The following is a 25,679-nucleotide window of genomic DNA, read 5'->3' as shown; positions in this document are numbered from 1 at the left end:
TTTAACAATTTGATGCTAGTTTCGTGTGCGAAACATGCGGGAATCGGCGGAAAACAGCCGGTGGCACAGTTGTTGCTTGCTTGTAAGCATCACATATCGGCAAGCGTCGCTTGGGTGCAAGTGTCGCGAATGCGTAAGCGGTGTACAAGCGGGTACAACCAGGAGGAACCTATGATGTCGTCAGGTTTGCGGAAGCTCGCCGGATCGGCTTTGCTTGCAGCCTGCGCCTTCCTCACGCCGGCCGGTGAGGCGGACGCTGGGGCGGTGAATTGCATCGAGGGCCCTGGTGGAAACAACACCACAAGCATCAACCTCGTCATCGACGGGTGCGTTGCCTCCAAGAACGACCCGTTTGACGTCTACACCTCCAACGACAAGGAAGTGGCCGTCGAGAACGCCATCCGGGTGGCGACGGGCGTCGCGGTGGATATCTCGCTGTATGGCAAGTACGAGGCGGGCGTCGACTCGAGCCTGTTCGAGATCACGCCGATCACCACGAAGGACGGCGGCGGCATCCTGACCGGCGAGTGGCGCATTCTCGATCCGAACGTCTTCGTCAAATACATCACGATCAAGGCGGCCAACTCCTACATCCTTTACGAACTTGCCGGCGGCGGCGCCAATTCGGGCACCTTCTCGACGGCGGCGCTCGTCAATGGCGGCGGCAAGACGCCGGGCCTGTCTCACATCAGCTTCTGGCTCGCGCCAAGGACGACGGAAGTGCCCGAGCCCGCGCCGCTGGCGCTGCTGGGCGTGGGGCTTGCCGGCCTAGGATTTGCGGGACGCCGGCGCCGCGCCTGACGGCGCGCGGCGCATACACCGGAGTCGATTCCCTGGCAGGGCCGACACTGGGCGGCGGCTTCCTTCGCGGGAGCCGCCGTTTTCCGTTTTACCGTTGCGGAGCGCTGTGCGTGGGGACGCGCCGGAATCGGGGCCTCGGGACTCAGTGGGGTCTCAGGACTCAGCGGGGCCTCGGGACTCGCGGGGCGCCCGATCAGCGGTGAACCGTGGGCAATCGGCAGGCGAAATGTGAATGCCGATATTGCAAATCATTCTTAGTTGCGTTACATGAGGCTCATCCGCCCCGGTGCGGTGTATGGAGTTCCCGATGAAACGCGACCTTGCCAAGACCCTGAGCTTTCTCTCGCTGCACTTCGTGGTGGGCTTTTCGGTCGCCTATGCCTTCACCGGGCAGGCGGGCGTCTCCAGCGCCATTGCGCTGGTGGAGCCGATGGCCAATGCGGTCGTGTTCTTCTTTCACGAGCGCGCCTGGCGGCGCGCGGACGCCGGCCTTGCCCGCGACCACGCCCACGGCGGCGACTCGGGCCGCCGCTTCGCGTTCCACTGCTAGACTCGCGGCCCGGCGGCCCGGTTACCGGGCGGGCTCGGGAGCCTTGTTCCCCTCATCCTCCGCCGCCGGGGCGGCCTGAAGGAACGGATTGGAGGCTTCCAGCGCCTTGAGCGCGGCGATCTTGGTCAGCTCGGCGGCGCGGAGAATCGCCTTCTCGACGCGCGGATAGGTGCCGCACCGGCACAGATTGGTCATGTGGCGGGCGATATCCTCGGGCGTCGGCTCGGGAATTTCCTGAAGAAGCGCAGCCGCCGCCATCAGCATTCCCGACTGGCAATAGCCGCACTGGGGAACCTGGTGCTCGATCCACGCCTGCTGCAACGGATGCTTGCGATCGGACGACAGGCCTTCGATCGTCAGCACCCGCGCGCCCTCGATGGCGCTGATCGGCGTCTGACAGGCGCGGGTGGCAACGCCTTCCACCTGCACGGTGCAGGCGCCGCACAGCCCCGCGCCGCAGCCGTACTTGGTGCCGGTCAGGTTGGCGACATCCCGCAGCACCCAGAGAAGCGGCATCTCCGGGTCAACGTCGAATTCGGTCAGCCGTCCGTTGAGGACGATCTTGGGCATGAAAACCTCTTTTGTTACACATGCCTTAAAAAGCATATTCGGGGCGCGGACGAAAGCCGCGCCGAGAGGATGCGAGGGGTCTGGCCGAGGGGGCCGCCCGCGGCAATCCGGATGCGGCTGCCAGTGGCATAAACGCGGCGCGCCTCGCCTGTGACGGGTATTTCCCCGCCCCAAGGGCCCTGGGCGATAAAAAAAGTGCGGCGAAGCGCCCTTTGCAAGGTGTTGCAAAGCCTCGGGAAATTCCAAGGCTAGCGGAAAAATCCTCAAACCGCCTTGATTTCCGTCAATGCGTCACCTTGGCCGCTTGTCGGGACAAGATCTCCCCCCTATAACGCGGGCGATTATGGCCGCCTTCTGGCGGCGAGTAATGGCGGGGTCGCAATGAGAAAGATCACAAGCACGATTCAGATGCTGGCCGCGGGGGCAGCAGTGACCTGGAGTGCTGGTGCCCAGGCCGCGGAAAGCGTGGCCGGTCGCCCGGTGCCCGAAGGGCTGGGTCTCCAGGTGCCGGTTACCGAGGTCGCTGAATTCGGTCACTGGATGTACAACGGCTGGCTGCTTCCGATCATTATCGCCATCACGGCGTTGGTGACGGTCCTGCTGGCGATTGTCGTTATCCGTTATCGCGCGGGCGCTAACCCGGAGCCTTCCAAGACCTCGCACAACACCCTGATCGAGGTGATCTGGACGGTCCTGCCGGTCGTCATTCTGGTGTTTATCGCGGTCCCGTCGTTCAAGCTGCTCTACTCGCAGTACAATCCGCCCAGTGTTGACCTGACCATCAAGGTCACGGGTCACCAGTGGTACTGGTCCTACGAGTACCCGGATCACGACAACCTGGCGTTCGACGCCATCATGCTGTCCGACGAGGATGCGGCGAAGGCCGAGCTTCCGCGTCTGCTGGCGACCGACAACCGCGTGGTTGTGCCGGTCGGCAAGACCGTGAAGCTGCTGATCACCTCCTCCGACGTGATCCACTCCTGGGCCATTCCGTCCTTCTTCGTGAAGATGGACGCGGTCCCGGGTCGCATCAACGAAACCTATTTCAAGGCCGACAAGCCCGGCATCTACTACGGACAGTGCTCCGAGCTGTGCGGCATCCGTCACGGCTTCATGCCCATCATGGTTGAAGTGGTGACCGAGGAGCAGTTCGCTGCGTGGCTCGAGGAAGCCAAGGCCCAGTTCGCCTCCGCCTCTGCGTCGACGCAGTTTGCTTCAGCCGACCTGATTGCGCGGCAGTAAGTTCGAGATACGGAGTACATGATGGCAAACGCCACAGCACACGCTCACGACGAGCACGCGCACGACCTGCCGACCGGCTGGCGGCGCTGGCTGATGTCCACCAACCACAAAGACATCGGCATTCTCTATCTGATTTTCGCGATCGTCGCCGGCATCGTCGGCGGCGCGCTCTCGGGCTTCATGCGCGAAGAGCTGATGCAGCCGGGCATGCAGGTTCTCACCAGCCTGACCGACGGTGACGCGGACCGCGCCTACCACATGTGGAACATGATGATCTCCGCCCACGGCGTGATCATGGTGTTCTTCATGGTGATGCCCGCCCTCATCGGCGGTTTCGGCAACTACTTCGTGCCCATCATGATCGGCGCGCCGGACATGGCGTTCCCGCGCCTCAACAACATCTCGTTCTGGCTGCTGCCGCCCTCGCTGATCCTGGCGCTCTGCTCCATGTTCGTCGAAGGCCCGGCCGGCCAGCTCGGCTACGGTGGCGGCTGGACCGTCTACCCGCCGCTCTCGACCACCGGCCACGCCGGCCCGGCGACGGACTTCATCATCCTGTCGCTGCACCTGTCGGGCGCGTCGTCGATTCTGGGCGCGATCAACTTCATCACCACCATCTTCAACATGCGCGCGCCGGGCATGACGCTGCACAAGATGCCGCTGTTCGCCTGGGGCATGCTGGTGACCGCCTTCCTGCTGCTGATCTCGCTGCCGGTTCTGGCGGGCGCCATCACCATGCTGCTGACCGACCGCAACTTCGGCACCACCTTCTTCGATCCGGCCGGCGGCGGTGACCCGATCCTCTACCAGCACCTGTTCTGGTTCTTCGGTCACCCCGAAGTGTACATCATGATCCTGCCGGCCTTCGGCATCATCAGCCACATCATCTCGACCTTCTCGCGCAAGCCGGTGTTCGGCTACCTCGGCATGGCCTACGCCATGGTCGCCATCGGCGTCGTCGGCTTCGTCGTGTGGGCACACCACATGTACACCGCCGGTCTCGATGTGGACACCAAGGCCTACTTCACCGCCGCGACCATGATCATCGCGGTGCCGACGGGCGTGAAGATCTTCTCCTGGATCGCCACCATGTGGGGCGGCTCGATCCGCTTCGAGCTGCCGATGATCTGGGCGATCGGCTTCATCTTCCTGTTCACCGTCGGCGGCGTGACCGGCGTGGTGCTCTCCAACGCGGGCGTCGACGTGGCGCTGCACGATACCTACTACGTGGTCGCGCACTTCCACTACGTGCTGTCGCTGGGCGCCGTGTTCGCCATCTTCGCCGGCTGGTACTACTGGATCGGCAAGATCTCGGGCCGTCAGTACAGCAACGTGCTGGGTCACCTGCACTTCTGGCTGATGTTCATCGGCGTGAACATGATCTTCTTCCCGCAGCACTTCCTGGGTCTGCAGGGCATGCCGCGCCGTATCCCGGACTACCCGGATGCGTTCGAACACTGGAACATGGTGTCGAGCTGGGGTTACCGCATCGCCATCGTCGGCATGGTGTTCTTCTTCCTGAACGTCATCTACACGCTGGTGGCTGGCCGCCGCGTGGGTGACAACCAGTGGGGCGAAGGCGCGACGACGCTGGAGTGGACCCTGTCCTCGCCGCCGCCGTTCCACCAGTTCGAAGTCCTGCCGAAGATCAAGTAAGCAGGTCTGGGAAAAGGGAACCCGAGACGGTGAACAAGTCCGTCCATTCCGCTACCATGACGGCCTCGGCGCACGGCGCCGAGGCCGACTGGCTGGGCCTTGTCCAAAGCGGGCAGCTCGCCACGTGGCGGGATTATTTCGAGTTGCTCAAACCCCGGGTCGTCAGCCTGGTGGTCTTCACCGGCTTCTGCGGCCTGCTCGTGGCGCCGGGATCGATCAACCCGATCCTGGCCGCCGTCGCCATCCTGTGCATCGCCGTCGGGGCGGGCGCAGCGGGCGCGTTCAACATGTGGTACGAAGCGGACTCCGACGCCCTGATGCGCCGGACCGCCAACCGGCCGATCCCGGCCGGCAAGATCGAAAAGCCCGAGGCGCTGGCCTTCGCGGTCACGCTGGCGGGCGCTTCCGTGGTCCTGATGGGCCTTGCCACCAACTGGGTGGCCGCCAGCCTGCTGCTGGCCTCGATTTTCTATTACACCCATATCTACACGGTGTGGCTGAAGCGGCGCACGCCTCAGAACATCGTCATCGGCGGCGGCGCGGGCGCCTTTCCGCCGGTCATTGGCTGGGCAGCCGTGACCGGTGACGTGAGCCTGATGCCGATCCTGCTGTTCGCCATCATTTTCCTGTGGACCCCGCCGCACTTCTGGGCGCTCTCCCTGTTCGTGAAGGGCGATTACGAGCGTGCGGGGATCCCCATGCTGCCGGTGGTCGCGGGTGAAGCCGCAACCCGGCTGCAGATCTGGCTCTACACCTGGGCATTGGTTGCCGCCTCGATCGCGCCCTGGCCGCTGGGCCTTGCCGGCCCGGTCTATGGCCTGATGGCCTGCGGTCTCGGCGCCCTGTTCCTCCTGGGCGCGTTCCGCGTGTGGCGCAGCGACGACACCAAGGCCGCCAAGCACCTGTTCGCCTATTCGGTTCTGTACCTGTTCGTGCTGTTTGGCGCGCTGGTGGCCGATTGTTTCCTCGGGAGGAGCCTGTGAGCAACACGCCCGATCCGAAGAAGAACCTGCGCGGGCGCAACATCGCGCTCGGGCTGGCCCTGTTCGCCTTCGTGGTGATCGTCTACCTGGTCTCGATCGCCCGGATGGGAGGCGCGTCATGACCCGGGACACCAACGACCTGAACCGCAGCAACCGCCGGGTGGCCCTGATCGCCGCCGGCGTGGTCGCGGGCATGGTCGGCCTGGCCTACGCGGCCGTGCCGCTCTACCAGATGTTCTGCCAGGTCACCGGCTACGGCGGCACCACCCAGCGCGCGGCCGCCGCCGCGGGCGCGGTCGAGGGCACGTCCATCACGGTGCGGTTCGACGGTAACGTCAACCAGGAGCTGCCGTGGAAGTTTCATCCAGTCCAGATCACCCAGACGCTGAAGATCGGTGAGCAGGGGCTGGCCTATTACCGGGCCGTCAACACCAGCGACAAGCCGGTGACCGGGACGGCCACGTTCAATGTGACCCCGGATATCGCCGGGTCATATTTCAACAAGATCGAATGCTTCTGCTTCACCGAGCAGAGGCTCGAACCCGGGGAAAGCATCGATATGCCGGTGGTCTATTTCATCGACCCGGCGATCCTTGACGATCCCCAGGCGAAGAAGATCAGCGAAATCACGCTGAGCTATACTTTCTACAAGGTGAAAAGTCCGGCCGAGGCTCCGCAGCAGGTGACTGAAGCGTCCGCCCAGGCCGTTGGGGCGACGCGAATCTGAGAGAAGGACCGACAGCAATGGCGGCTGCCAAACAACACGACTACCATATTATCGACCCGAGTCCGTGGCCGATCATAGGCTCGTTCTCTGCCTTTGCCGCCGCGTTTGGCGGTATCTTCTGGATGCGCGATGTATCGTGGGCTCCGATTGTGTTCGCGCTGGGCATCGCGGGCATTCTCTACACCATGTACGAATGGTGGAAGGACGTGGTGCAGGAGGCCGAGACCGGCCACCACACCCCGGTCGTGCAGCTTCACCACCGCTATGGCGTGATCCTGTTCATCGCCTCGGAGGTGATGTTCTTCGTCGCCTGGTTCTGGGCGTACTTCAACTTCTCGCTGTTCCCGGAAGGGTATGACGCGATCTCCACGGCCACCGGGGGCGTGTGGCCGCCGAAGGACATCCAGGTCCTCGATCCGTTCATGTACCCGCTGCTGAACACGCTGATCCTGCTGCTGTCGGGCACCACCGTGACCTGGGCGCACCACGCCCTGATCCACGGCGACCGCAAGGGCCTGAAGAACGGCCTGATCTGCACCATCATCCTGGGCGCGATCTTCTCCTGCATCCAGGCCTACGAGTATGCCCACGCGGCGTTCTCGTTCTCGGGCCACGTCTATGGCGCGACCTTCTACATGGCGACCGGCTTCCACGGCTTCCACGTGTTCGTCGGCACCATCTTCCTGATCGTCTGCCTGGCCCGCGCCTACGCGGGGCACTTCAAGCCGAACCACCACTTCGGTTTCGAAGCCGCCGCCTGGTACTGGCACTTCGTCGACGTGGTGTGGCTGTTCCTGTTCCTGGCCATCTACATCTGGGGCTCCGACTTCGGCGCCGCCGTGGTGGCCGGCCACTAAGACGCCCAGACAGGCTTGTCACAAGACGCGCCCCGGCCCCTGTGTCCGGGGCGTTGTCTTTTGGGAGACCATCGTATGCAGCGCGTTGTCCCGCTCGTCCCGACACTCATGGTTGCGGTCATGCTCGCCGTGCTGTGCAGCCTTGGGTTCTGGCAGATCGACCGGATGCACGAGAAGAACGCCCTGCTCGCCCGGTACCAGGCGAACAGCCGCCTCGCACCCGCCCCGCTGCCCGCGACGGTGGACAACCCGGAGGCGCTCGCCTTCCGCCGGGTGGTGCTGGACTGCCGATTCGAAGGTGCGCCCGTGCTGTCGCCGGGCGGCAGCACGTCCGGCAAGGCGGGGCAGCATGTCTATGCCCTCTGCCGGGACAGCGGCCGGGAAGACGTGGTGGCGGTCGATCTCGGCTGGATGCCGTTTCAGGCCGGGCCGCCCGCAACCGACGGGTTCGAAGCCCGCATCGAGGGCATCGTGCGCCCGTGGACCGGCCACACCTTCGTTGAGAACCTGAGCGGCTCGGGGCGGGTCTCGCCCGCCTCCTTCACCGCCGGCGGTCCCGTCGCACCCGTCTTCGTGCAGGCGGAGCGGATCCTGCCCGCAGAGGGCGGGGCGGCCCCGGCCGTGCAGCCGAGCCCCCTCCAGGTGGAGGCGATCCCCAACAACCACCGGTCCTACGCCATCCAGTGGTTCGCCTTCGCAACAATATTGCTAATTATTTATGGGGTTTACTTGCGTCATTGGCGCAGGTTGCAGCGGCAAGGCTCGGACGATACAGTCCGCCGCTCATAAGCATCCCGATTCGGTGACGGTAACGTGAAATACATCAGCACGCGGGGCAGCGCTCAAGCCCTGAACTTCAAGGATGTAACCCTGGCAGGGCTGGCGCGCGACGGCGGTTTGTACGTCCCGGAGACCATTCCCCAGTTCACGGCGGATGACATCCGCGCCATGGCCGGGCTCTCCTATGTGGAGACCGCGGTCCGCGTCCTGATGCCGTACCTCGGCGACTCCATCGGCGAGGCCGACCTGCGCGCCCTGCTGACGGAAGCCTACGGCCAGTTCGACCATGCGGCGGTCGCGCCGCTGAAGCAGCTGGACCACCGCCACTGGATCCTCGAGCTGTTCCACGGGCCAACGCTCGCCTTCAAGGACTTCGCCCTCCAGGTGCTCGGCCTCCTGTTCGAGCGCTTCCTCGCCGACGACCGGCAGCACATGACCGTGATCGGCGCCACTTCGGGCGACACCGGCTCCGCCGCCATCCACGCGCTGGCCGGCCGCGACAACGTGGATATCTTCATGCTCCACCCGCAGGGCCGGGTGTCGGAAGTGCAGCGCCGCCAGATGACCACCGTCATGGCGCACAACGTCCACAACGTGGCCATCGAGGGCACGTTCGACGACTGCCAGGCGCTGGTGAAGGCCATGTTCAACGACCAGCCGTTCCGCGACCGGTTCCGGCTGTCGGCGGTGAACTCGATCAACTGGACCCGCCTGCTGGTGCAGGTGGTGTACTACTTCTACGCCGGCGTGCGCCTCGGCGCGCCCGACCGCCCGGTGGCGTTCTCCGTGCCCACCGGCAACTTCGGCGACGTGTTCGCGGGCTACATCGCCAGCCGCATGGGCCTGCCGGTCGAGCGGCTGATCGTTGCCACCAACGTGAACGACATCCTGCACCGCGCGCTGAGCCAGGGCGACTACTCGGTGGGCAAGGTGATGCCCACCTCCTCGCCCTCCATGGACATTCAGGTCTCCTCCAATTTCGAGCGGCTGCTGTTCGACCTGCACGACCGGGACGGTGCGGCGCTGAAGGCCACCATGGAAGGCTTCGAGAAGACCCGCCGCATGGAACTGACGGCCGGGCAGCGCGCCCGCGCCGCCGCCCTGTTCACCTCCTTCCGCGCGGACGAGGACGAAACCGCCTACACCCTGCGCGAGGTGTGGGCGAAGAGCGGCCTGCTGCTCGACCCGCACACGGCGGTCGGCGTCGCCGCCGCCTGGGCGAAGGCGCCCGAGGGCAACACGCCCGTCGTCACCCTCTCGACCGCCCATCCCGCCAAGTTCCGGGATGCGGTGGAGCGGGCCACCGGCCAGCGCCCGGTGCTGCCGCCGCGCGTGCAGGGACTGTTCGATCGCGAGGAACGGTACGACGTTCTGCCGAATTCCCTTGAGGCGATCGAGGCCCTCATCGCCGAACGGATCAAGGGATGACGTTGCAGATTTCGCGGCTGGCCAACGGGCTGCGCATCGCCAGTTTGGACATGCCGGGGCTGGAGACGGCCGCCGTCGGCCTCTACGTCGACACCGGCAGCCGGTTTGAGCCCGCCCCTGCCCACGGCGTCGCCCACATGCTGGAGCATATGGTGTTCAAGGGCACCCGCCGCCGCTCGGCCCGGCAGATCGCCGAGGAGATCGAGGCGGTGGGCGGCCTGCTCAACGCCTACACCGGCCGGGACCAGACCACCTTCTATGCGCGGGTGCTGGCGGACGACATCCCCCTGGGGCTGGACCTCATCTCCGACCTGATCACCGAGCCCGCGCTCGACGCGGAGGAAATGAACCGGGAGCGGGAGGTCATCCTTCAGGAGCTGTGCCAGGCCCGGGACACGCCCGACGACATCATCTTCGATGATCTCCAGGAAACCGCCTTCGCCGGGCAACCGCTCGGCCGCTCGATTCTCGGCACCGAGGAGACCATCCAGTCCCTCCAGCCGGTGGACGTGCGCGACTGGCTCGACGGCCACTACCGCGCCGAGTCCATGGTGCTGGCTGTCGCAGGCAAGGTGGATCACGCGGCCATCGTGCGGCTGGCGGAGGAGCGGCTGGGCAGCCTGACGGCCGGCCGCCGCCCGGACTGCGCCGCCGCCCGCTACACCGGAGGCGAGACCCGCTCGGCCAAGCCGATCGAGCAGACCCACGTGGCGCTGGCCCTCAAGGGCGTGAGCTATTCGGACCCGGACTACTACCCGCTGCTCATCTATGCGACCGCGCTTGGCGGGGGCATGTCGTCCCGCCTGTTCCAGGCGGTGCGGGAGGAGCGGGGCCTGGCCTATTCCATCTATTCCTACGCCACCAACTACGCGGAGACCGGCCTGTTCACCCTCTACCTGGCGACGGGGCCGGACTCGGCGGGCGAGGCGGTCTCGCTGACGCTCGACACCCTGCTCGGCTCGCTCGACGGCATGAGCGCGGAGGAGCTGCACCGCGCCCGGGCGCAGCTGAAGGCCAGCGTGTTCATGGGGCTGGAGAGCTGCTCGGGCCTCTCCGAACAGATCGGGCGGCAACTGCTGCTGTTCGGCCGGGTTATCTCCACAGCCGAGATCATCGAACGGATCGAGGCGGCAACCGCCGAGGACATCCGCGCGGCCGCCGTGCGGATGGTCCAGTCCGGCCCGCTCACGCTGGCGACCGTCGGGCCGTCCAGCCGCGTGCCCGGCGTCGACACGCTTCAGGCCAGGCTGTCATGAGCATCGACCCTACCCTGGAACTGCTGATCACCGAGCCCTGGCCGGACTTCGAGCTGCTGGACAGCGGCAACGGCCGCAAGCTCGAGCGCTACGGCAAGTACCGCTTCATCCGCCCCGAGCCGCAGGCGCTGTGGCAGCCCGCGCTCCCCGACTGGCAGGCGGACGCCGAATTCGTGCCCGGCAGCACCGAGGATACCGGCCGCTGGCAATACGCCCGCCAGGTGCCCGACGCCTGGCCGCTGGCGCGCGGCAACATCCGCTTCTGGGGCGCCTGCACCCCGTTCCGCCACCTCGCCTTCTTCCCCGACATGGCCCCGCAGTGGGACTTCATGCGGCGCAAGGTGGAAGGCGTCGCCGCCGCCGGCCAGCAGCCGGAAGTGCTGAACCTGTTCGGCTACACCGGCGTCGCCAGCCTCGTCTGCGCCGACGCCGGCGCGCGCGTCACCCACGTGGACGCCTCGAAAAAGGCGATCACCGCAGCGGTCGAGAACCAGAAGCTCTCCGGCCTCACCGACAAGCCGATCCGCTGGCTGGTGGAAGACGCCGGCAAGTTCCTCGCCCGCGAAGTGCGGCGCGGCCGCAAGTACCACGGCGTCATCCTCGACCCGCCCAAATACGGGCGCGGCCCCAACGGCGAAGTGTGGAAGCTGTTCGAACAGCTCCCCGACATGCTCCGCCTCTGCCGCCAGGTGCTGGACCGGGACTCGAAGTTCCTTATCCTTACCGTCTACGCCATCCGCGCCTCGGCCCTCGCCTTCGCCCAGGCGGTGGAGGAAGCCCTCGGCGACCTCGGCGGCCGCGTCACCTGCGGCGAAATGGCGATCCGCGAGTCCGCCCCGCGCGGCAACCTCATCCCGACGGCGCTGTTCGTGCGCTGGGAGGGGGGCGAGGGGTCTTCCGACTGATTCCATGCCCTTCGGGCTTGGGTTTCGTGGGGGTTTTCAACCCCCACACCCCCGTTCGTTTATCGGGACGCACCCGGCCGTTCGGGCGGAGCACGGGATTGCGGCGCTGGATTACAGGTAAAAACCTATTGACTCGGTGAAAGACCTGTGAGAGAAGCAGGACCGTGCTCGTTCCGGTTTGCGTGCGTGCTTGAGGCAACGGCAAACAAAGGGGGCGGGTATGCTGACCGGGCTTCTGTGTTTTCTGATCGCGCTGACGCTGGGCGTTGTGCTGTGTACCGGTCAGGCTGATTCACGTCGTGCTGCCGCTTCGGTGCTTGGCCAAACCAGTGTGAGCAGTCCGCTGCCGGGCAACAGCGCATCGTTGATACTCTGGCCGAAGTTTTTGGCAAAGACGGACCAGTCCGCAAACTCCTCGGGCCGGCTGGAATGTGCCGCCAACCGGCCAACCAAGCCGCACAGCCAGTCCGCGCATTGCAAGGTCTGGAACAGGTGGCTTTCGGCCTGTAGCGGTGGTTCGATCAACGCCCGGCATTTATCCGGCCCTGTAAACATGGCGTTCGTGCATGCTTCCACCTGCAACTCTCGCCAATCGCTGCCTGCCTGTTGTTCATCCAGCAAGACGGCAAAGGTTGCGTGGTCTTGTTGGCAATGCTGGTCGATCAGACGAACCGTTTCGACCAGCACCGTGCGGAACAGGGAGCTGGCTGGCGTGGAGGCCGAAGCTTCCGTTTTGACGATGCCAACATAGAGCATGTGTCCGCCAATGCTTCCCAGGTGACGCAACATGCATTGAGTCGCCCGCCGCAAGCTCCGGTAGGCTACGACGTTCCGAACCGTAAAGAGGGCCGCGCCCTTCTTCTCCCAGCGATAAGGCGGAAGCCGTTCCTGGTTGTTGTGCTCAAGCTCCCACGCCAGCAGGTGGCACTTCAGCTTGTAGAAGGAGATGGCGAACTCCCGCACCTGATCGGCCGGGATAAGAAGGCCCGCCAAACCGAATACCGGGCTTGTCTGAAAGCGGGGATGATCCCGCGAGATGTAAGGGCCGATGTGGCCGAACTCGTCCAGATAGGCGATGTAATGCATGGAAAATGCCCAGAAACACGAAAGCCCGCTGCAAAGATTTGCTGCGGGCTTCGGATGGTGGGCATGGGCACTGGAGCCATGCGTTGCCTTATGGGTAACGCGCATTGGTCTGAAGCGTCAATCTTGCCGTAGTCGTAGACGCGGCCCGAAAGACGAATGGGAGGTGCAGGAGGGTCCGAGACCCTCCTGCGAAAAAAACTTACCGGCGCCGCGTCTGGTTCAGCACTTCGTACACGATGACGGCGGTTGCGATGGCGACGTTGAGGCTGTCGGCCTTGCCGCGCATGGGGATCTTGACCAGCGCGTCGCAGGCCTGCTCGTAGGACTCGGGCAGGCCGGACTGCTCGTTGCCCATGAACAGGAAGGTGGGCGCGGGGTAGGCAATGGCCTGGTAGTCGTGGTCCGTATTGAGGGACGCACCGACGAGAAAGCCCGGGCCGGAGCGCAGCCAGGGCAGAAACTCCTCCCATTTGGCCTGCACCAGCGGCACCGTGAACAGCGCCCCCATGGAGGCGCGCACGGCCTCGACGCTGTAGGGATCGCAGCTGTTGTCGAGCAGGATGACGCCGCCCGCGCCAACCGCATCGGCCGTGCGCAGGATGGTGCCGAGGTTGCCCGGGTCCTTCAGGCTCTCGCAGACGATCCAGACATAGGAGGCGTTGCGGTCAAGATCGGGGAGCCTGCGGCCGAACTCGGTGAACACGCCGAGCACACTCTGGGGATTGTCCTTGCGGGAGAGCTTGCGCAGCACGTCCGCACTGGTCTCGATCACCTCGCCGCCCGCCGCCTCGGTGGCGGCAACCAGCCGCTGAAGAACCGGGTGGTCCTCCATGTCCGGCCCGTGGATCAGCCACGCCGGAGCGACACCCGCCTCCACCGCCTCGGTGACGACACGCATGCCCTCGGCCAGAAACAAACCCTCCCGCACCCGGAATTTCTTCTCGTGCAGGGAATTGATGCGCTTGATGAGCGGATTGGACGGACTGGTGATGAGCTTGGCCATGGCCGCACCTATACGGGCTGTGGCGACCAGCGCAATAGAGGATGCATGCCATTCGGGACAGGGCGCCCTTTTGCGGGCAGGAGGGGTTGCGCCGGGAGGGGGAGGCGCGCGTTGGCGTGTGACACAGGCGCGGCCCTGTAAAACAAGGTCCAGACCGCGCCGCCATTTCCCCTCGCACGTCCCGAAAAGGAACGGGAGGTGCAGGAGGGTCCGAGACCCTCCTGCAAAAAATATCCCGTTCAGAAAGAAACCCGGCCCTCAGGCGTGGCCGGCTTCGCCCGAGAGCATCCGCACGTCGATGCCGATGGAGCTCATGGCGCGGGACCATTTCTGGTCGATGGGGGCATCGAACACGATGGCGCTGGTGGCGGGGGCGCTGAGCCAGCCGTGGCGGGTGAGTTCCTTGTCGAGCTGTCCTGGCGCCCAGCCTGCGTAGCCGAGCGCCACCAGAGACTTGGACGGGCCGCGATGGGCGGCCATGTCGCGCAGGATATCGAGCGTGGCGGTGAGATGAATCTTGTCTGTAACGGGCAGGGTCGAGGGCTGCTGGTAGTCCGCGCTGTGGATCACGAAGCCCCGCGACGGCTCCACCGGCCCGCCGGCGTGGACCGGTGTGTTCTCGAACTCCTCGGGCGGCTCCACCTCCAGCTGCTGGAGCAGTTCGGCGACGGACAGGCGCTGGAACGGCCGGTTGATGATGAGGCCCATGGCGCCTTCGGCGGAGTGCTGGCACACGAGGATCACCGCCCGCTCGAAGCGGGGATCGCCGATGCCGGGCATGGCCAGCAGAAGCTGTCCTTCAAGGTAGTGATCGTCGCTCATGGTCATAAGGATGATCCTGCTACCCCTTGCTGGCAAGTCCTCGACACGGAGTCTATTGAGACTATAACTACTGCCGTGCAGCCGTTACGAGGCGGTGCGTCTCGTTCTCTCCAACAGAAATCAAGAGTCCTCGGAAGAAAGGGTTCCCTCCATGGCGATTCAGGTCGGCGACAAGATTCCCTCCGCCACGTTGATGCGTATGACCCCGGACGGGCCGGGCCCGGTGACCACCGACGAACTGTTCGCGGGCAAGACCGTGGTGCTGTTCGCGGTGCCCGGCGCCTTCACCCCGACCTGCTCGGCCAAGCACCTGCCGGGTTTTGTCCAGCACGCCGACGCCTTCAAGGCGAAGGGGGTGGACCAGATCGTCTGCATGGCGGTCAATGACGTGTTCGTCATGAATGCCTGGGCCAAGGACCAGAACGTGGGCGACAACGTGCTGATGGTCTCCGACGGCAACTGCGAGCTGACCCGCAAGCTGGGGCTGGAGATGGACGGCAGCAAGTTCGGCCTCGGCACCCGCTGCCAGCGCTTCTCGCTGATCGCGAAGGACGGCGTCGTCACCCAGCTCAATGTGGAGCAGCCGGGCGAGTTCAAGGCCTCGACCGCCGAGAACACGCTGAGCCAGCTTTAAGGCTGGCGGCCGGTCCGCCGGCAAAGGCGGACCCGGAACAAGGAAAGGGCGCGCTTCCCGGGGGAGGCGCGCCCTTTTTCTGTTTGGCCTGTTTTTCTGTCTTATCTGTGCGGGCGGAGGCTCAGCGGGCCCGGGCGAGGCCGAACTCCTCGGCAACGCCGGTGAGGCCGGCCAGCCCGGCAACGCCCGCCATTTCCCGCCCCGGCATCGCGGCGAGCGCCCGGGGCGGCGTGAGCGGCAGGCATTCGAGGCACACCGCCTGCACCGAGCCCAGACCCATCACCCGCGCCATGCCGAGCCGGGTGGCGAGGGCCTTCAACTGCTCGGCCGCGCCGGTGGCGGGCAGGGGCGCGCTGGCTTTGGCGCCGGAGGCGGCGACGCCGACACCGAACAGCTTGCGCAGGATGAGGCCCGCCCAGGGCTCCAGCGGGTCCATGTGGACCACGCGGTAGTCCGTCAGCTTGGCGCGCTTGGCGGCGGCGGCCACCGCATCCTCCAGCCCGCCGATGTGATCGACGAGATTGAGCTTGCGGGCGGCGATGCCGCTCCACGGGCGGCCCTGGCCGGCGGCGTCGGCCTGGTCGATGGAGATGTTGCGGTTGTTGGCGACGATGCCGAGGAACCGCCGGTAGGTGTTCTCCACCGTCGTCTGCACGATGCGGCGCGCGTCCGGGTTCAGCGGGCGGGTGAGGTCGCCGATGTCCGACAGCGGCGTGGTGCCGACGCCGTCCGACTGGATGCCCACCATGCCGAGGGTGCGCTCGAAGGTGGGGAGGATGCCGAACACGCCGATGGAGCCGGTGACCGTGGACGGCTCGGCCCAGATTTCATCCGTGCCCGCCGCGACCCAGTAGCCGCCGGAGGCCGCCACCGACCCCATGGAGGTGATGATCGGCAGCCCCTTCACCCGCGCCTGCATCAGCTGCTCGCGGATGGCCTCGGCGGCGGTGGCGGAGCCGCCCGGGGAGTCGACGCGCACCACCAGCGCCTTGACGGAGTCCTCCTCCACCGCCTGGCGGATCATGCGGGCAATGGTGTCGCCGCCTGCCATGCCCGGAGGGGCCTCGCCGTCAACGATCTCGCCGCTCACGTAGATGACGCCGACGGCGTCGCCCTTGGTCTTGTCCTGATCCGCGGTGGCGGCGAGGTAGGTGGAGAGGTCCACCTGGGCATAGGTGGAGAGGCCGTCCGCGTCCTTGCCTTCGCCCACCAGCCCCTGCATGTGCTCGATGAACCCGGCGTAGGCGCTCAGCTTGTCCACCGCCTTTTTCTGGACCGCGAATTCGGCCAGGTCGCCGCCATTGGCCGCGATGCTGTCGGCGGCGGTGGCGATGGTCTCGGTCAGATGGAAATCGCGCGCCTTGCGGGCGGCTTCCACATCCTGGGTGTAGTTGCCCCACAGGTCCGCGTAGAGCGACTGCATGGACTCCCGCGCGGCGTCGGACATGCCGTCGCGGGTGTAGGGCTCGACGAAGGACTTGTATTTTCCGGCCTGGAACACGTTGACCGTCACCTTCAGCCGGTCGAGCGCGTCCTTCATGTAGACATTGTACTGGCCGTAGCCCGTGAGCAGCACGCCGCCCATGGGGTGCAGCCAGATCTCGTCGGCGAGGCTCGCCAGATAATATTGCGGCTCGGTGTAATAGCGCCCGTAGGCGTAAACCGGCTTGCCCGCTGCCTTGAAGCGCTTGATCGCCGCCGCCACGTTTTCCAGCGCGCCGGGCCCGGCGCCGTAGAAGCCGTCCAGCTCCAGCGTCAGGGCCTTGATCCGGTCATCCTTCGCGGCGCGGTCGATGCCCTTGATCACGTCGCGCAGCAGCGTCTCGGGGATGAGGCCCTCGCCGCCGCCCAGCAGCACCAGGGGATCGGCGGCGGAGCGCTGCTCGACCAGGTAGCCGTCGAGCTTCAGCACAAGCGCGGCCTTCTCCGGCACCGTCTTGTCGGTGGCCGGGGAGAGAAGCGCGATCACCCCCAGAAGGATCAGCACGGCCAGGACGCCGAAGACCAGATCCTTGAGGAAAACAAACGCACGCCAGAGCATTTTCAGAAAATCGAGCATGTGACAGCCATTCGGGCATGATGAAAAAGGAAGCAGACGGATAGACCGGACCGGCCCGCCGGGGGTATTTTCCGGGGCGGCATGTCCGGTGCAGAACTGCGTCCTGCTGCGGCGGAGATTAGCGCATTTATCACGACATTAAATGCACTTCCTGTCGGAATATCGCGGGTCGGGTTCTTGACTCGACAAAAATGCCACCTCATATGCGGACAGACCATTAGCACTCGAATTCGGTGAGTGCTAATGACGAGAATTCAAGAGCAACCGACCGGGGGCCGCTGTCGGTCTGGTCCTCGTTTGAGAACGAAGAGGTGACTGCATGTCTTTCCGTCCCCTGCACGATCGAGTGCTGGTGCGTCGTGTCGAGTCCGAGGAAAAGACCGCCGGTGGCATCATCATTCCGGATAGCGCCAAGGAAAAGCCGCAGGAAGGCGTCATCGTGGCCGTCGGCACCGGGATCCGCGACGAGGCGGGCAACATCACGCCGCTGGACGTGAAGCCGGGTGACCGCGTGCTGTTCGGCAAGTGGTCCGGCACCGAGGTCAAGATCAACGGCGAAGAGCTGCTGATCATGAAGGAGTCGGACATCATGGGCGTGATCGAGGGCGTCGCCGCTCCGAAGGCTGCCCCGAAAGCTGCTGCCAAGGCTGCTCCGAAAGCCGCTCCGAAGGCTGCCGCTGCTGCTCCGGCTCCGGCCAAGCGCGGCCGTCCGAAGGGTTCGACCAAGGCTGCCGCTCCGGCTTCGGCCCCGGCCAAGCGCGGTCGTCCCAAGAAGAAGTAATTCTCCCCTGAATTTCCCCGAATTCCGTTTTTTGAGGAGCTGATATCATGGCAGCCAAAGAGGTAAAATTCGCCCGCGACGCCCGCGAGCGCATTCTGCGCGGCGTGGACATCCTGGCGGACGCCGTGAAGGTGACGCTGGGCCCGAAGGGCCGCAACGTGGTGATCGAGAAGTCCTTCGGCGCGCCGCGCATCACGAAGGACGGTGTGTCGGTCGCCAAGGAAATCGAACTGAAGGACAAGTTCGAGAACATGGGCGCCCAGATGGTCCGCGAAGTGGCTTCGCGCACCAATGACCTGGCCGGCGACGGCACCACCACCGCCACCGTGCTGGCGCAGGCCATTGTCCGCGAGGGCATGAAGTCGGTGGCCGCCGGCATGAACCCGATGGACCTGAAGCGCGGCATCGACATCGCCGTCGCCAAGGTGGTCGAGGACCTGAAGAAGCGCTCGCGCCCGGTGAAGAACTCGGCCGAGATCGCCCAGGTCGGCACCATCTCCGCCAACGGCGAGGCCGAGATCGGCAAGATGATCGCCCAGGCCATGGACAAGGTGGGCAAGGAAGGCGTCATCACCGTCGAGGAAGCCAAGGGTCTCGACAGCGAGCTGGACGTGGTCGAGGGCATGCAGTTCGACCGCGGCTACCTGTCGCCGTACTTCATCACCAACCCGGAGAAGATGCTCGTCGAGCTGGAGAACCCGTACGTTCTCATCTTCGAGAAGAAGCTCTCCAACCTCCAGTCCATGCTGCCGATCCTCGAGGGCGTGGTGCAGTCGGGCCGTCCGCTGCTCATCATCGCCGAGGACGTCGAGGGCGAGGCGCTGGCGACCCTCGTGGTCAACCGTCTGCGCGGCGGCCTGAAGGTTGCGGCTGTCAAGGCGCCGGGCTTCGGTGACCGCCGCAAGGCCATGCTGGAGGACATCGCCATCCTGACCGCTGGCGAGCTGGTCTCCGAAGACCTCGGCATCAAGCTCGAGAACGTGACCCTCAACATGCTGGGCCGCGCCAAGAAGGTCACGATCGACAAGGAAAACACCACGATCGTTGGCGGCGCCGGCAAGCCGGCCGACATCAAGGCCCGCGTCGAGCAGATCCGTGCCCAGATCGAGACCACCACGTCCGACTACGACCGCGAGAAGCTCCAGGAGCGTCTCGCCAAGCTGGCCGGCGGCGTGGCCGTGATCAAGGTGGGCGGCGCGACCGAGGTCGAGGTGAAGGAGCGCAAGGACCGCGTGGACGATGCGCTGCACGCCACCCGCGCCGCGGTTGAGGAAGGCATCGTGCCGGGCGGCGGCACCGCGCTGCTCTACGCCACCCGCGTGCTCGACAAGCTGAAGGGCGCCAACGACGACCAGACCCGCGGCATCGACATCATCCGCCGCGCGCTGCAGGCGCCGGTGCGCCAGATCGCCGAGAACGCCGGCTTCGACGGCGCGGTGGTCGCGGGCAAGCTGCTCGACAGCAAGGGCACCGAGATCGGCTTCAACGCCCAGACCGAGAAGTACGAGGATCTGGTGAAGGCCGGCGTGATCGACCCGACCAAGGTCGTCCGCACCGCGCTTCAGGACGCCGCGTCGGTGGCGGGTCTCCTCATCACCACCGAGGCGACCATTGCCGAACTGCCGAAGGACGAAACCCCGATGCCGGCCATGCCGGGCGGCATGGGCGGTATGGGCGGCATGGACTTCTAAGTCCCGCCGTTCACAGAACGCTGAGGGGAAAGGCCGCCGGAGCGCTCCGGCGGCCTTTTTCTTTGCCGCGCTTTCCTTTCCGCATCCGCGCTTCGGACCTGTTCGTCGCGGGGCGGCATGGCGTCAGGAATATATGCCTCTCCCGCCGCGCGCGGGGCCGGGCGTAGAATGGCCGGGACGGGAAGCGCCCAATCGCGCCCCTGGTTGGCGGCCCGTCTCAATGGCCAGCGTAGGGCCAGGGAGGGGAAGTCCAGTTCCGGTCGATTTGCCCCCAGGACACCGCCGCCGCCTGCACCGGCGCTGTGGATCTGCCAGAGGACGGAACTGGACTCCCGACTCTCCCCCCATCAACTGGATAATATTATTGCTGTAAAAATATTGCCCCGCTTCGCCCCGGGGGTATGATGACGGGCATCCGACAATTCTCCGAACGGGTGTTCCATGATTGCCTTGCGCGCGGCGATGGCCGCCCTTTTCCTCTCCGCAGCCTCGGCGGCCGTGCTGGCCCCGGTTGCAACCTCCTCCTCCACCGCTGCGGCGGCCGAAGCCGGGTCGTCCCTGCCGCGCTATGCGGCGCGCGACCTGTTCGACCTCGAATACGCAGACGATCCGCAGATCTCGCCGGACGGGCGCCACATCGTCTACGTGCGCGTCAGCATGGATATCATGACCGACCGCGCGCGCCGGAACCTGTGGATCATCGACACCGCCACCGGCGAGCAGCGGCCGCTGCTCTCGGGCGCGCAGAACTATGCCAGCCCGCGCTGGTCGCCGGACGGGAAGCGCCTCGCCTACGTCTCGGCCGCCGAAGGCTCGGCGCAGGTCTATGTGCGCTGGATGGATACGGGCCAGACCGCGCGGGTGACCAACCTGCCCGAGGGGCCGTCCAACCTCGCCTGGTCGCCGGACGGCAAGTGGCTCGCCTTCACCATGTTCGTGCCGGAGGACAAGAAGCCGCTCGCCGCCATGCCGATCAAGCCGGAAGGCGCCAAGTGGGGCGCCGCGCCCCGGGTGATCGATGACGTCATCTACCGCATCGACGGCGCGGGCTATCTGCAAAGCGGCTTCACCCAGCTGTTCGTCGCGCCCGCCGACGGCGGCAGCCCGCGCCAGCTGACCACCGGCCGCTATGATCATCGCGGCACGCCGGAGTGGACCCCGGACGGGCAGAGCATCCTCATCTCCGCCAACCGCCGGGACGATGCGGCCTACCAGCTCAACAACAGCGAGGTGTACGAGGTCCGTCTGGCGGACGGCAGCATCCGCCAGCTCACCGACCGCAACGGGCCGGACGTGAGCCCGCTGGTCTCGCCCGACGGCAAGCGCATCGCCCTCCTCGGCTACGACGACCGCAAGCTCGGCTACCAGGTCACCCGGCTGGAGGTGATGGACCGGGACGGCAGCAACCGCCGCGTCCTCTCCGCCAGCCTGGACCGGGACGTGGAAAACCCGGTCTGGCGGGCGGACGGCAAGGGCCTCTACTTCCAGTATGACGACAAGGGCGTGACCAAACTGGCCGAGATCGACCTCGACGGCCGGGTGCGGGTGCTGGCCTCCAACCTCGGCGGCACGGACATCGGCCGGCCCTACAGCAGCAGCACCTTCTCGGTCTCCGGCAACGGGAAGATCGCCTTCCTCACCACCTCGCCCAAGCGCCCGGCGGACGTCGCCCTCTACAACGGCGGCAAGGTGCGGCAGCTGACGGCGCTCAACGAAGACGTGCTGGCCTACCGCGACCTCGCCGACGCGGAGGAACTGTGGGTCAAGTCCTCCGCCGACGGGCAGGACATCCAGGCCTGGCTGATGAAGCCGCCCGCCTTCGACCCCAGCAAGAAATATCCGCTGATCCTCGAAATCCACGGTGGACCGTTCGCCAACTACGGCCCCCGCTTCGGCGCGGAAATGCAGGTCTACGCCGCCGCGGGCTACGTGGTGGTCTACGCCAACCCGCGCGGCTCCACCAGCTACGGCGAGGCCTTCGGCAACCTCATCCACCACAACTACCCGAGCCAGGACTACGACGACCTGATGAGCGTGGTGGACGCCGCCATCGCCAAGGGCTTCGTGGACGAAAACAACCTGTTCGTCACCGGCGGCTCGGGCGGCGGCGTGCTGACGGCGTGGATCGTCGGCAAAACCGACCGCTTCCGCGCCGCCGTGGTGTCCAAGCCGGTCATCAACTGGACCAGCTTCGCCCTGACGGCCGACATGGCACCCTTCTTCACCCAGTACTGGTTCCCGGCCATGCCGTGGGAAGCGCCGGACCACTACTGGAAACGCTCACCGCTGTCGCTCGTCGGCAACGTCAAGACACCCACCATGCTGCTGACCGGCGAATCGGACTTCCGGACACCCATCTCGGAAACCGAACAGTTCTACCAGGCGCTCAAACTGCGCCAGGTCGATACCGCCATGGTGCGCATCCCCGAAGCCTCCCACGGCATGGACAGCCGCCCGACCCAGCTCATCGCCAAGAACCTCAACATCCTCGCCTGGTTCGAGAAATACCGGGTGGAGACGAAGTGAGCCTGGGGGGAGAGCGGAGTTTCAAGAGGGGAAAAGAAAGAGTGTTTGCAGGAGGGGCTTGCCCCTCCTGCACCTCCCATTTGTTTACAGGGCCGCGTCCTCGATCCCGGGCGCGGCCCTTTTCTTTGGCCGGGTGTCGGGACCGGGTCGCGTTTCCGGCGCGTGGCCCCCGGGCGGGTGAGTGCTCCTTAAAATCATTCAAGGCGGAGGAGGCGTCGGGGGAGGGGCGTGGGGGCTGGTCCCCGGTGCGGCCCTTTTCTTTGGGCCGGTGTCGGGATCGGGCCGTGTTTCCGGCGCCCGTCTCCCGGGCGGGCGAGTGCTCCTTAAACTCATTCAAGGCGGAGGAGGTGTCGGGGGAGAGGCGCGGGGTTTGGTCCCCGGCGCGGCCGTTTACTTTTGCCGGGTGTTGGGACCGGGCCGTGTTTCCGGCGCCCGGCTCCCGGGCGGGCGAGCGCTCCTTAAACTCATTCAAGGCGGAGGAGGCATTGGGGGAGAGGCGCGGGGTTTGGTCCCCGGCGCGGCCGTTTTCTTTGGCCCGGTGTCGGGACCGGGCCGCGTTTCCGGCGCTCGGCTCCCGGGCGGGCGAGTGCTCCTTAAACTCATTCAAGGCGGAGGCGGCGTTGGGGGAGAGGCGCGGGGGCTGGTCCCCGATGCGGCCCGAAAAACGAAAGGGAGGTGCAGGAGGGGTAAGCCCCTCCTGCAACAAATTCCTCTTCAAACGAGGATCTTTCTGCACGGAAACCGGCAAGGAAAAAGGCAGCCAGGGAGGGGCTGCCTTTCTCTGTGTTGGTGCGGTCTGTTCGCGGCCTGGCGATCAGCTGCGGTAGTCGCCGTTGATGCTGATGTAGCCGTGGGTGAGGTCGCAGGTGTAGACGGTGGCGCTGGCGTCGCCCACGCCCACGTTCACGTCGATGACGATGTTGCGGCCCTGGAGGTGTTCGGCGACCGGGGTTTCGTCGTAGCCCTCGACGCGGAGGCCGTTGCGGCAGATGACTGTGCCGCCGAAGGCGACGGACAGCTTGTTCGGGTCGATGAGCGGCCCGGCCTTGCCGACGGCCATGACGATGCGGCCCCAGTTGGCGTCCGCGCCGGCGATGGCGGTCTTGACCAGCGGCGAGTTGCCGATGGCGAGGCCCAGGGTGCGGGCGTCCTCGAAGGACCGGGCACCCGCGACGTTGATGGTGATGAACTTCTGCGCGCCCTCGCCGTCCTTCACCACCAGGGTCGCCAGTTCGAGGCAGGCTGCGTACAGCTTCGCCCGGAAGTCGGCGAGGCGGGGGTCGGCGGCGTCGGTGACCGGCGCGTGGCCCGCCCGGTGAGTCGCGAAGATCTGCACGGTGTCGGAGGTGGAGGTGTCGCCGTCCACCGTGATGCAGTTGAAGGTCTTTTCCACTGCCTCGTGCAGCAGGGCATCGAGCACGTCCGCCGGGAGCTTCGCATCCGTGAACAGGTAGCCGAGCATGGTCGCCATGTTGGGCTGGATCATGCCCGAGCCCTTGACGAAGCCGGACAGGGTCACCGCCACGCCGTCAATGGTGGCCGTGTGGGTGGTGCCCTTGGGGTAGGTGTCCGTCGTCATGATGGCGCGGGCGGCCGCCTCCCACACGGCAGGCTCCGCCGCAGGCCGGGCCGATTCGAGCGCGGCGGGCAGGGCGTCGATAAGCGTCTGTGCCGGGAATGGCTCGCCGATCACCCCGGTGGCCGAGAACTGAATGGCCTCGGGCGCGCAGCCCAGCTGCGCCGCCAGCCCCTCCGCAATGGCGCGGCAGGCGCGGTCGCCATCGGCACCGGTGCCAGCGGTGGAGTTGCCCGCCGTCACGATCAGCGCCCGGGTCTGGCCCCCGGCGGCCTTCATGGCATTGCGGCACCAGTGCACGGCCGGGCTTGCGGTCAGCGACTTGGTGTAGACACCCGCCGCCGTGGCTCCCTCCGGAAACAGGGCGACCAGCAGGTCATTGCGGCCGGGCTTGTAGCGGATTCCGGCATAGGTCATGCCGAAAGCAACACCCGCCACAGGGGCGAGGGTCGGGAAATGAGCTGGCGCAAGCGGAGAGACCGCAAGATCATGGGCCATGGCGCTATCCGTTCAATCGAAACTCATATCTGGAGGGCACAGCCCTGCCGGGTGCGGACAATGGTGGAGGCTCGCGGTTTTTGCAACGCTCTGTGTGGCGGTTTGGGTTGGTTCGGGGTTTGGTTGTCGAGGGTTTGAGTGGTCCGGGTTTGCAGAAGGGTCTTGGACCCTCTTGGCAACCTCCCTTTCGTGTTCAGGGGCCGCACCTGAAACGGACCGGGGCGTCCTCTGGACACCAGAGTGAAAGGGCCGCGTTTCCGGGGCCTGGCTTATGGGCAGGCAAGTGCTCCTTAAAATCATTCAAGGCGGTATGGCCATCAGGGGAGGAGCACAGGTGCTGATCCGGGGCGCGGCCCAATGGACCACGTCCAGCAGGCGCAAGGCTCTCCCCATGCGCGGCCCCCTAACGACAAGGGAGCGCGAGGGTCCGCGACCCTCGCATCCTCAATTAATTGTACCGGCTAAATTAATTATACCGGCTTAATCCGACCGGGCGATCAGCCGCGGCGGCTGCGCCAGCGTTGGGCCAGTCGCCAGCGCCAGATCATGTCCACGACGAAGTAGCTGATGAGGGCGGACACCAGGCCGATGACGACCAGGCCGATGGCGGTTGCGCCCAGGATCATGGGGGCTTCCGACCACAGGGATGACAGCGAGCTGAGGACCTCCTGGTGTTCGTCCGCCAGGCCGAAGACGTGGAGGGTTCGCATCCCGATGGTGTGGGCGATGAACAGGATGGGCGGCGTGGTGATGGGGTTGGTGATGAAGGTGGCCAGGGCCGCCACCGCCACGTTGGCGCGGAACGGCACGGAGGCCAGCGCGGCGAACACTGTCTGCGCCACCGGGGTGATGAATGCGAAGAGCATGCCGATCGCCACACCGCGCGCGACGGAGCGGCGGTTGAGGTGCCACAGCGAGCCGTGCGCGAAATGCCGGGCGAAGGGCCGCATTGCGCGGGAGGCGAGGATTTCCTCACGCTTTGGCAGGCGTTTTTTCCAGAACGACATGGCGGTTACTCGGGGAACTGCGACAAAAGAAGGTCTCCATTTCGTTATGCCGGATTCTCATACCCAGGGAAAGTGACTAGGCCGTTACCCTGGCCGAACCTGTCGCATATTTCAGCCGCGCTGTCGGACGGGCCCGTTCGGAACGGGGGCGTATCACGGCTGGCGTTGACAGGGTCCGGGCGGCTTCCTATCTGCACCAAGGCAATATCGGGTTTCAAAAGGCTGTTCTCAAGCCTCAGGG

Annotated in this window: 22 protein-coding genes and 1 pseudogene; 16 read left to right on the top strand and 7 right to left on the bottom strand. The window is 65.8% G+C overall.

Going from position 1 to position 25,679, the window contains the following annotated elements:
- The first annotated feature begins 171 nt into the window (after positions 1-171).
- Complete coding sequence (locus ACSJJU_RS03640; RefSeq protein WP_435913821.1) at positions 172-801, top strand: PEP-CTERM sorting domain-containing protein; 630 nt, start codon at positions 172-174, stop codon at positions 799-801.
- A 307-nt stretch (positions 802-1,108) separates the two neighbouring features.
- Positions 1,109-1,351 carry a DUF2061 domain-containing protein gene (locus ACSJJU_RS03635; RefSeq protein WP_435913820.1) on the top strand — a complete coding sequence of 81 codons (243 nt, stop codon included), beginning with the start codon at positions 1,109-1,111 and terminating at the stop codon, positions 1,349-1,351.
- A gap of 21 nt (positions 1,352-1,372) precedes the next feature.
- On the opposite strand, the gene ACSJJU_RS03630 is transcribed toward ACSJJU_RS03635, so the two are convergent.
- Entirely contained in the window at positions 1,373-1,921 is a 549-nt protein-coding gene (locus ACSJJU_RS03630; RefSeq protein WP_435913819.1) for a (2Fe-2S)-binding protein, read from the bottom strand.
- A 381-nt stretch (positions 1,922-2,302) separates the two neighbouring features.
- Here ACSJJU_RS03630 and coxB point away from each other — a divergent pair, with 381 nt between their 5' ends.
- From coxB to ACSJJU_RS03580, 10 genes are all read left to right on the top strand, one after another.
- A complete protein-coding gene (gene coxB / locus ACSJJU_RS03625; RefSeq protein WP_435913818.1) occupies positions 2,303-3,163 on the top strand; it encodes a cytochrome c oxidase subunit II in 861 nt (286 codons plus the stop codon).
- Between the two features lie 21 nt (positions 3,164-3,184).
- Positions 3,185-4,819, top strand: coding sequence for a cytochrome c oxidase subunit I (ctaD, locus tag ACSJJU_RS03620; protein WP_435913817.1), 1,635 nt, complete (start codon positions 3,185-3,187; stop codon positions 4,817-4,819).
- Between the two features lie 29 nt (positions 4,820-4,848).
- Entirely contained in the window at positions 4,849-5,802 is a 954-nt protein-coding gene (locus tag ACSJJU_RS03615; RefSeq protein ID WP_435913816.1) for a heme o synthase, read from the top strand.
- A complete protein-coding gene (locus ACSJJU_RS03610) occupies positions 5,799-5,924 on the top strand; it encodes a hypothetical protein (protein ID WP_435913815.1) in 126 nt (41 codons plus the stop codon). Before ACSJJU_RS03615 ends, ACSJJU_RS03610 begins: the two co-directional genes overlap by 4 nt.
- Complete coding sequence (locus ACSJJU_RS03605) at positions 5,921-6,529, top strand: cytochrome c oxidase assembly protein (RefSeq protein WP_435913814.1); 609 nt, start codon at positions 5,921-5,923, stop codon at positions 6,527-6,529. Before ACSJJU_RS03610 ends, ACSJJU_RS03605 begins: the two co-directional genes overlap by 4 nt.
- Positions 6,530-6,546: 17 nt before the next feature.
- Positions 6,547-7,386: a cytochrome c oxidase subunit 3 gene (locus tag ACSJJU_RS03600; protein ID WP_435913813.1), complete on the top strand. Its 840-nt coding sequence runs from the start codon at positions 6,547-6,549 to the stop codon at positions 7,384-7,386.
- 75 nt (positions 7,387-7,461) lie between these two features.
- A complete protein-coding gene (locus ACSJJU_RS03595; RefSeq protein WP_435913812.1) occupies positions 7,462-8,175 on the top strand; it encodes an SURF1 family protein in 714 nt (237 codons plus the stop codon).
- Positions 8,176-8,199: 24 nt separating this feature from the next.
- Positions 8,200-9,594: a threonine synthase gene (gene thrC, locus ACSJJU_RS03590; RefSeq protein ID WP_435913811.1), complete on the top strand. Its 1,395-nt coding sequence runs from the start codon at positions 8,200-8,202 to the stop codon at positions 9,592-9,594.
- On the top strand, positions 9,591-10,850 hold the full coding sequence (locus ACSJJU_RS03585; RefSeq protein WP_435913810.1) for a M16 family metallopeptidase: 1,260 nt from the start codon (positions 9,591-9,593) through the stop codon (positions 10,848-10,850). The genes thrC and ACSJJU_RS03585 overlap by 4 nt, the downstream gene beginning before the upstream one ends.
- Positions 10,847-11,755, top strand: coding sequence for a class I SAM-dependent methyltransferase (locus tag ACSJJU_RS03580; RefSeq protein ID WP_435913809.1), 909 nt, complete (start codon positions 10,847-10,849; stop codon positions 11,753-11,755). Before ACSJJU_RS03585 ends, ACSJJU_RS03580 begins: the two co-directional genes overlap by 4 nt.
- Positions 11,756-12,037: 282 nt before the next feature.
- Here ACSJJU_RS03580 and ACSJJU_RS03575 read toward each other — a convergent pair whose 3' ends face one another.
- From ACSJJU_RS03575 to ACSJJU_RS03565, 3 genes are all read right to left on the bottom strand, one after another.
- Complete coding sequence (locus tag ACSJJU_RS03575; RefSeq protein ID WP_435913807.1) at positions 12,038-12,841, bottom strand: DUF3800 domain-containing protein; 804 nt, start codon at positions 12,839-12,841, stop codon at positions 12,038-12,040.
- A 199-nt stretch (positions 12,842-13,040) separates the two neighbouring features.
- Positions 13,041-13,844, bottom strand: coding sequence for a TrmH family RNA methyltransferase (locus ACSJJU_RS03570; RefSeq protein ID WP_435913805.1), 804 nt, complete (start codon positions 13,842-13,844; stop codon positions 13,041-13,043).
- 258 nt (positions 13,845-14,102) lie between these two features.
- Positions 14,103-14,672: a YqgE/AlgH family protein gene (locus ACSJJU_RS03565; RefSeq protein ID WP_435913803.1), complete on the bottom strand. Its 570-nt coding sequence runs from the start codon at positions 14,670-14,672 to the stop codon at positions 14,103-14,105.
- A 145-nt stretch (positions 14,673-14,817) separates the two neighbouring features.
- Here ACSJJU_RS03565 and ACSJJU_RS03560 point away from each other — a divergent pair, with 145 nt between their 5' ends.
- A complete protein-coding gene (locus ACSJJU_RS03560) occupies positions 14,818-15,300 on the top strand; it encodes a peroxiredoxin (RefSeq protein ID WP_435913801.1) in 483 nt (160 codons plus the stop codon).
- A gap of 121 nt (positions 15,301-15,421) precedes the next feature.
- Here the strand turns inward: ACSJJU_RS03560 and sppA are convergent, their stop codons facing one another.
- A complete protein-coding gene (gene sppA / locus ACSJJU_RS03555) occupies positions 15,422-17,359 on the bottom strand; it encodes a signal peptide peptidase SppA (protein WP_435913799.1) in 1,938 nt (645 codons plus the stop codon).
- A 319-nt stretch (positions 17,360-17,678) separates the two neighbouring features.
- On the opposite strand from sppA, the pseudogene ACSJJU_RS03550 reads away from it, so the two are divergent.
- The 3 genes and pseudogenes from ACSJJU_RS03550 to ACSJJU_RS03540 all read left to right on the top strand — a co-directional run.
- Positions 17,679-17,960 (top strand): annotated as a pseudogene (locus ACSJJU_RS03550) (co-chaperone GroES); the annotation flags it as partial.
- 227 nt (positions 17,961-18,187) lie between these two features.
- Entirely contained in the window at positions 18,188-19,831 is a 1,644-nt protein-coding gene (gene groL, locus ACSJJU_RS03545) for a chaperonin GroEL (RefSeq protein WP_435913798.1), read from the top strand.
- A gap of 441 nt (positions 19,832-20,272) precedes the next feature.
- Positions 20,273-22,357 (top strand): prolyl oligopeptidase family serine peptidase, encoded by a 2,085-nt coding sequence (locus ACSJJU_RS03540; RefSeq protein ID WP_435913797.1) that lies wholly within the window; start codon positions 20,273-20,275, stop codon positions 22,355-22,357.
- 814 nt (positions 22,358-23,171) lie between these two features.
- Here ACSJJU_RS03540 and argJ read toward each other — a convergent pair.
- Together argJ and ACSJJU_RS03530 are read right to left on the bottom strand one after the other, a co-directional pair.
- On the bottom strand, positions 23,172-24,431 hold the full coding sequence (gene argJ / locus ACSJJU_RS03535) for a bifunctional glutamate N-acetyltransferase/amino-acid acetyltransferase ArgJ (protein ID WP_435913796.1): 1,260 nt from the start codon (positions 24,429-24,431) through the stop codon (positions 23,172-23,174).
- A gap of 497 nt (positions 24,432-24,928) precedes the next feature.
- A complete protein-coding gene (locus ACSJJU_RS03530) occupies positions 24,929-25,438 on the bottom strand; it encodes a DUF2062 domain-containing protein (protein WP_435913795.1) in 510 nt (169 codons plus the stop codon).
- Positions 25,439-25,679: the final 241 nt, after the last annotated feature.

It is taken from the genome of Pedomonas sp. V897 (assembly GCF_051304405.1).
Taxonomy (GTDB): domain Bacteria; phylum Pseudomonadota; class Alphaproteobacteria; order Sphingomonadales; family Sphingomonadaceae; genus Pedomonas.
Note: the sequence above shows the minus strand (reverse complement) of the source record. Positions and strands in the feature narration are given on the sequence as shown.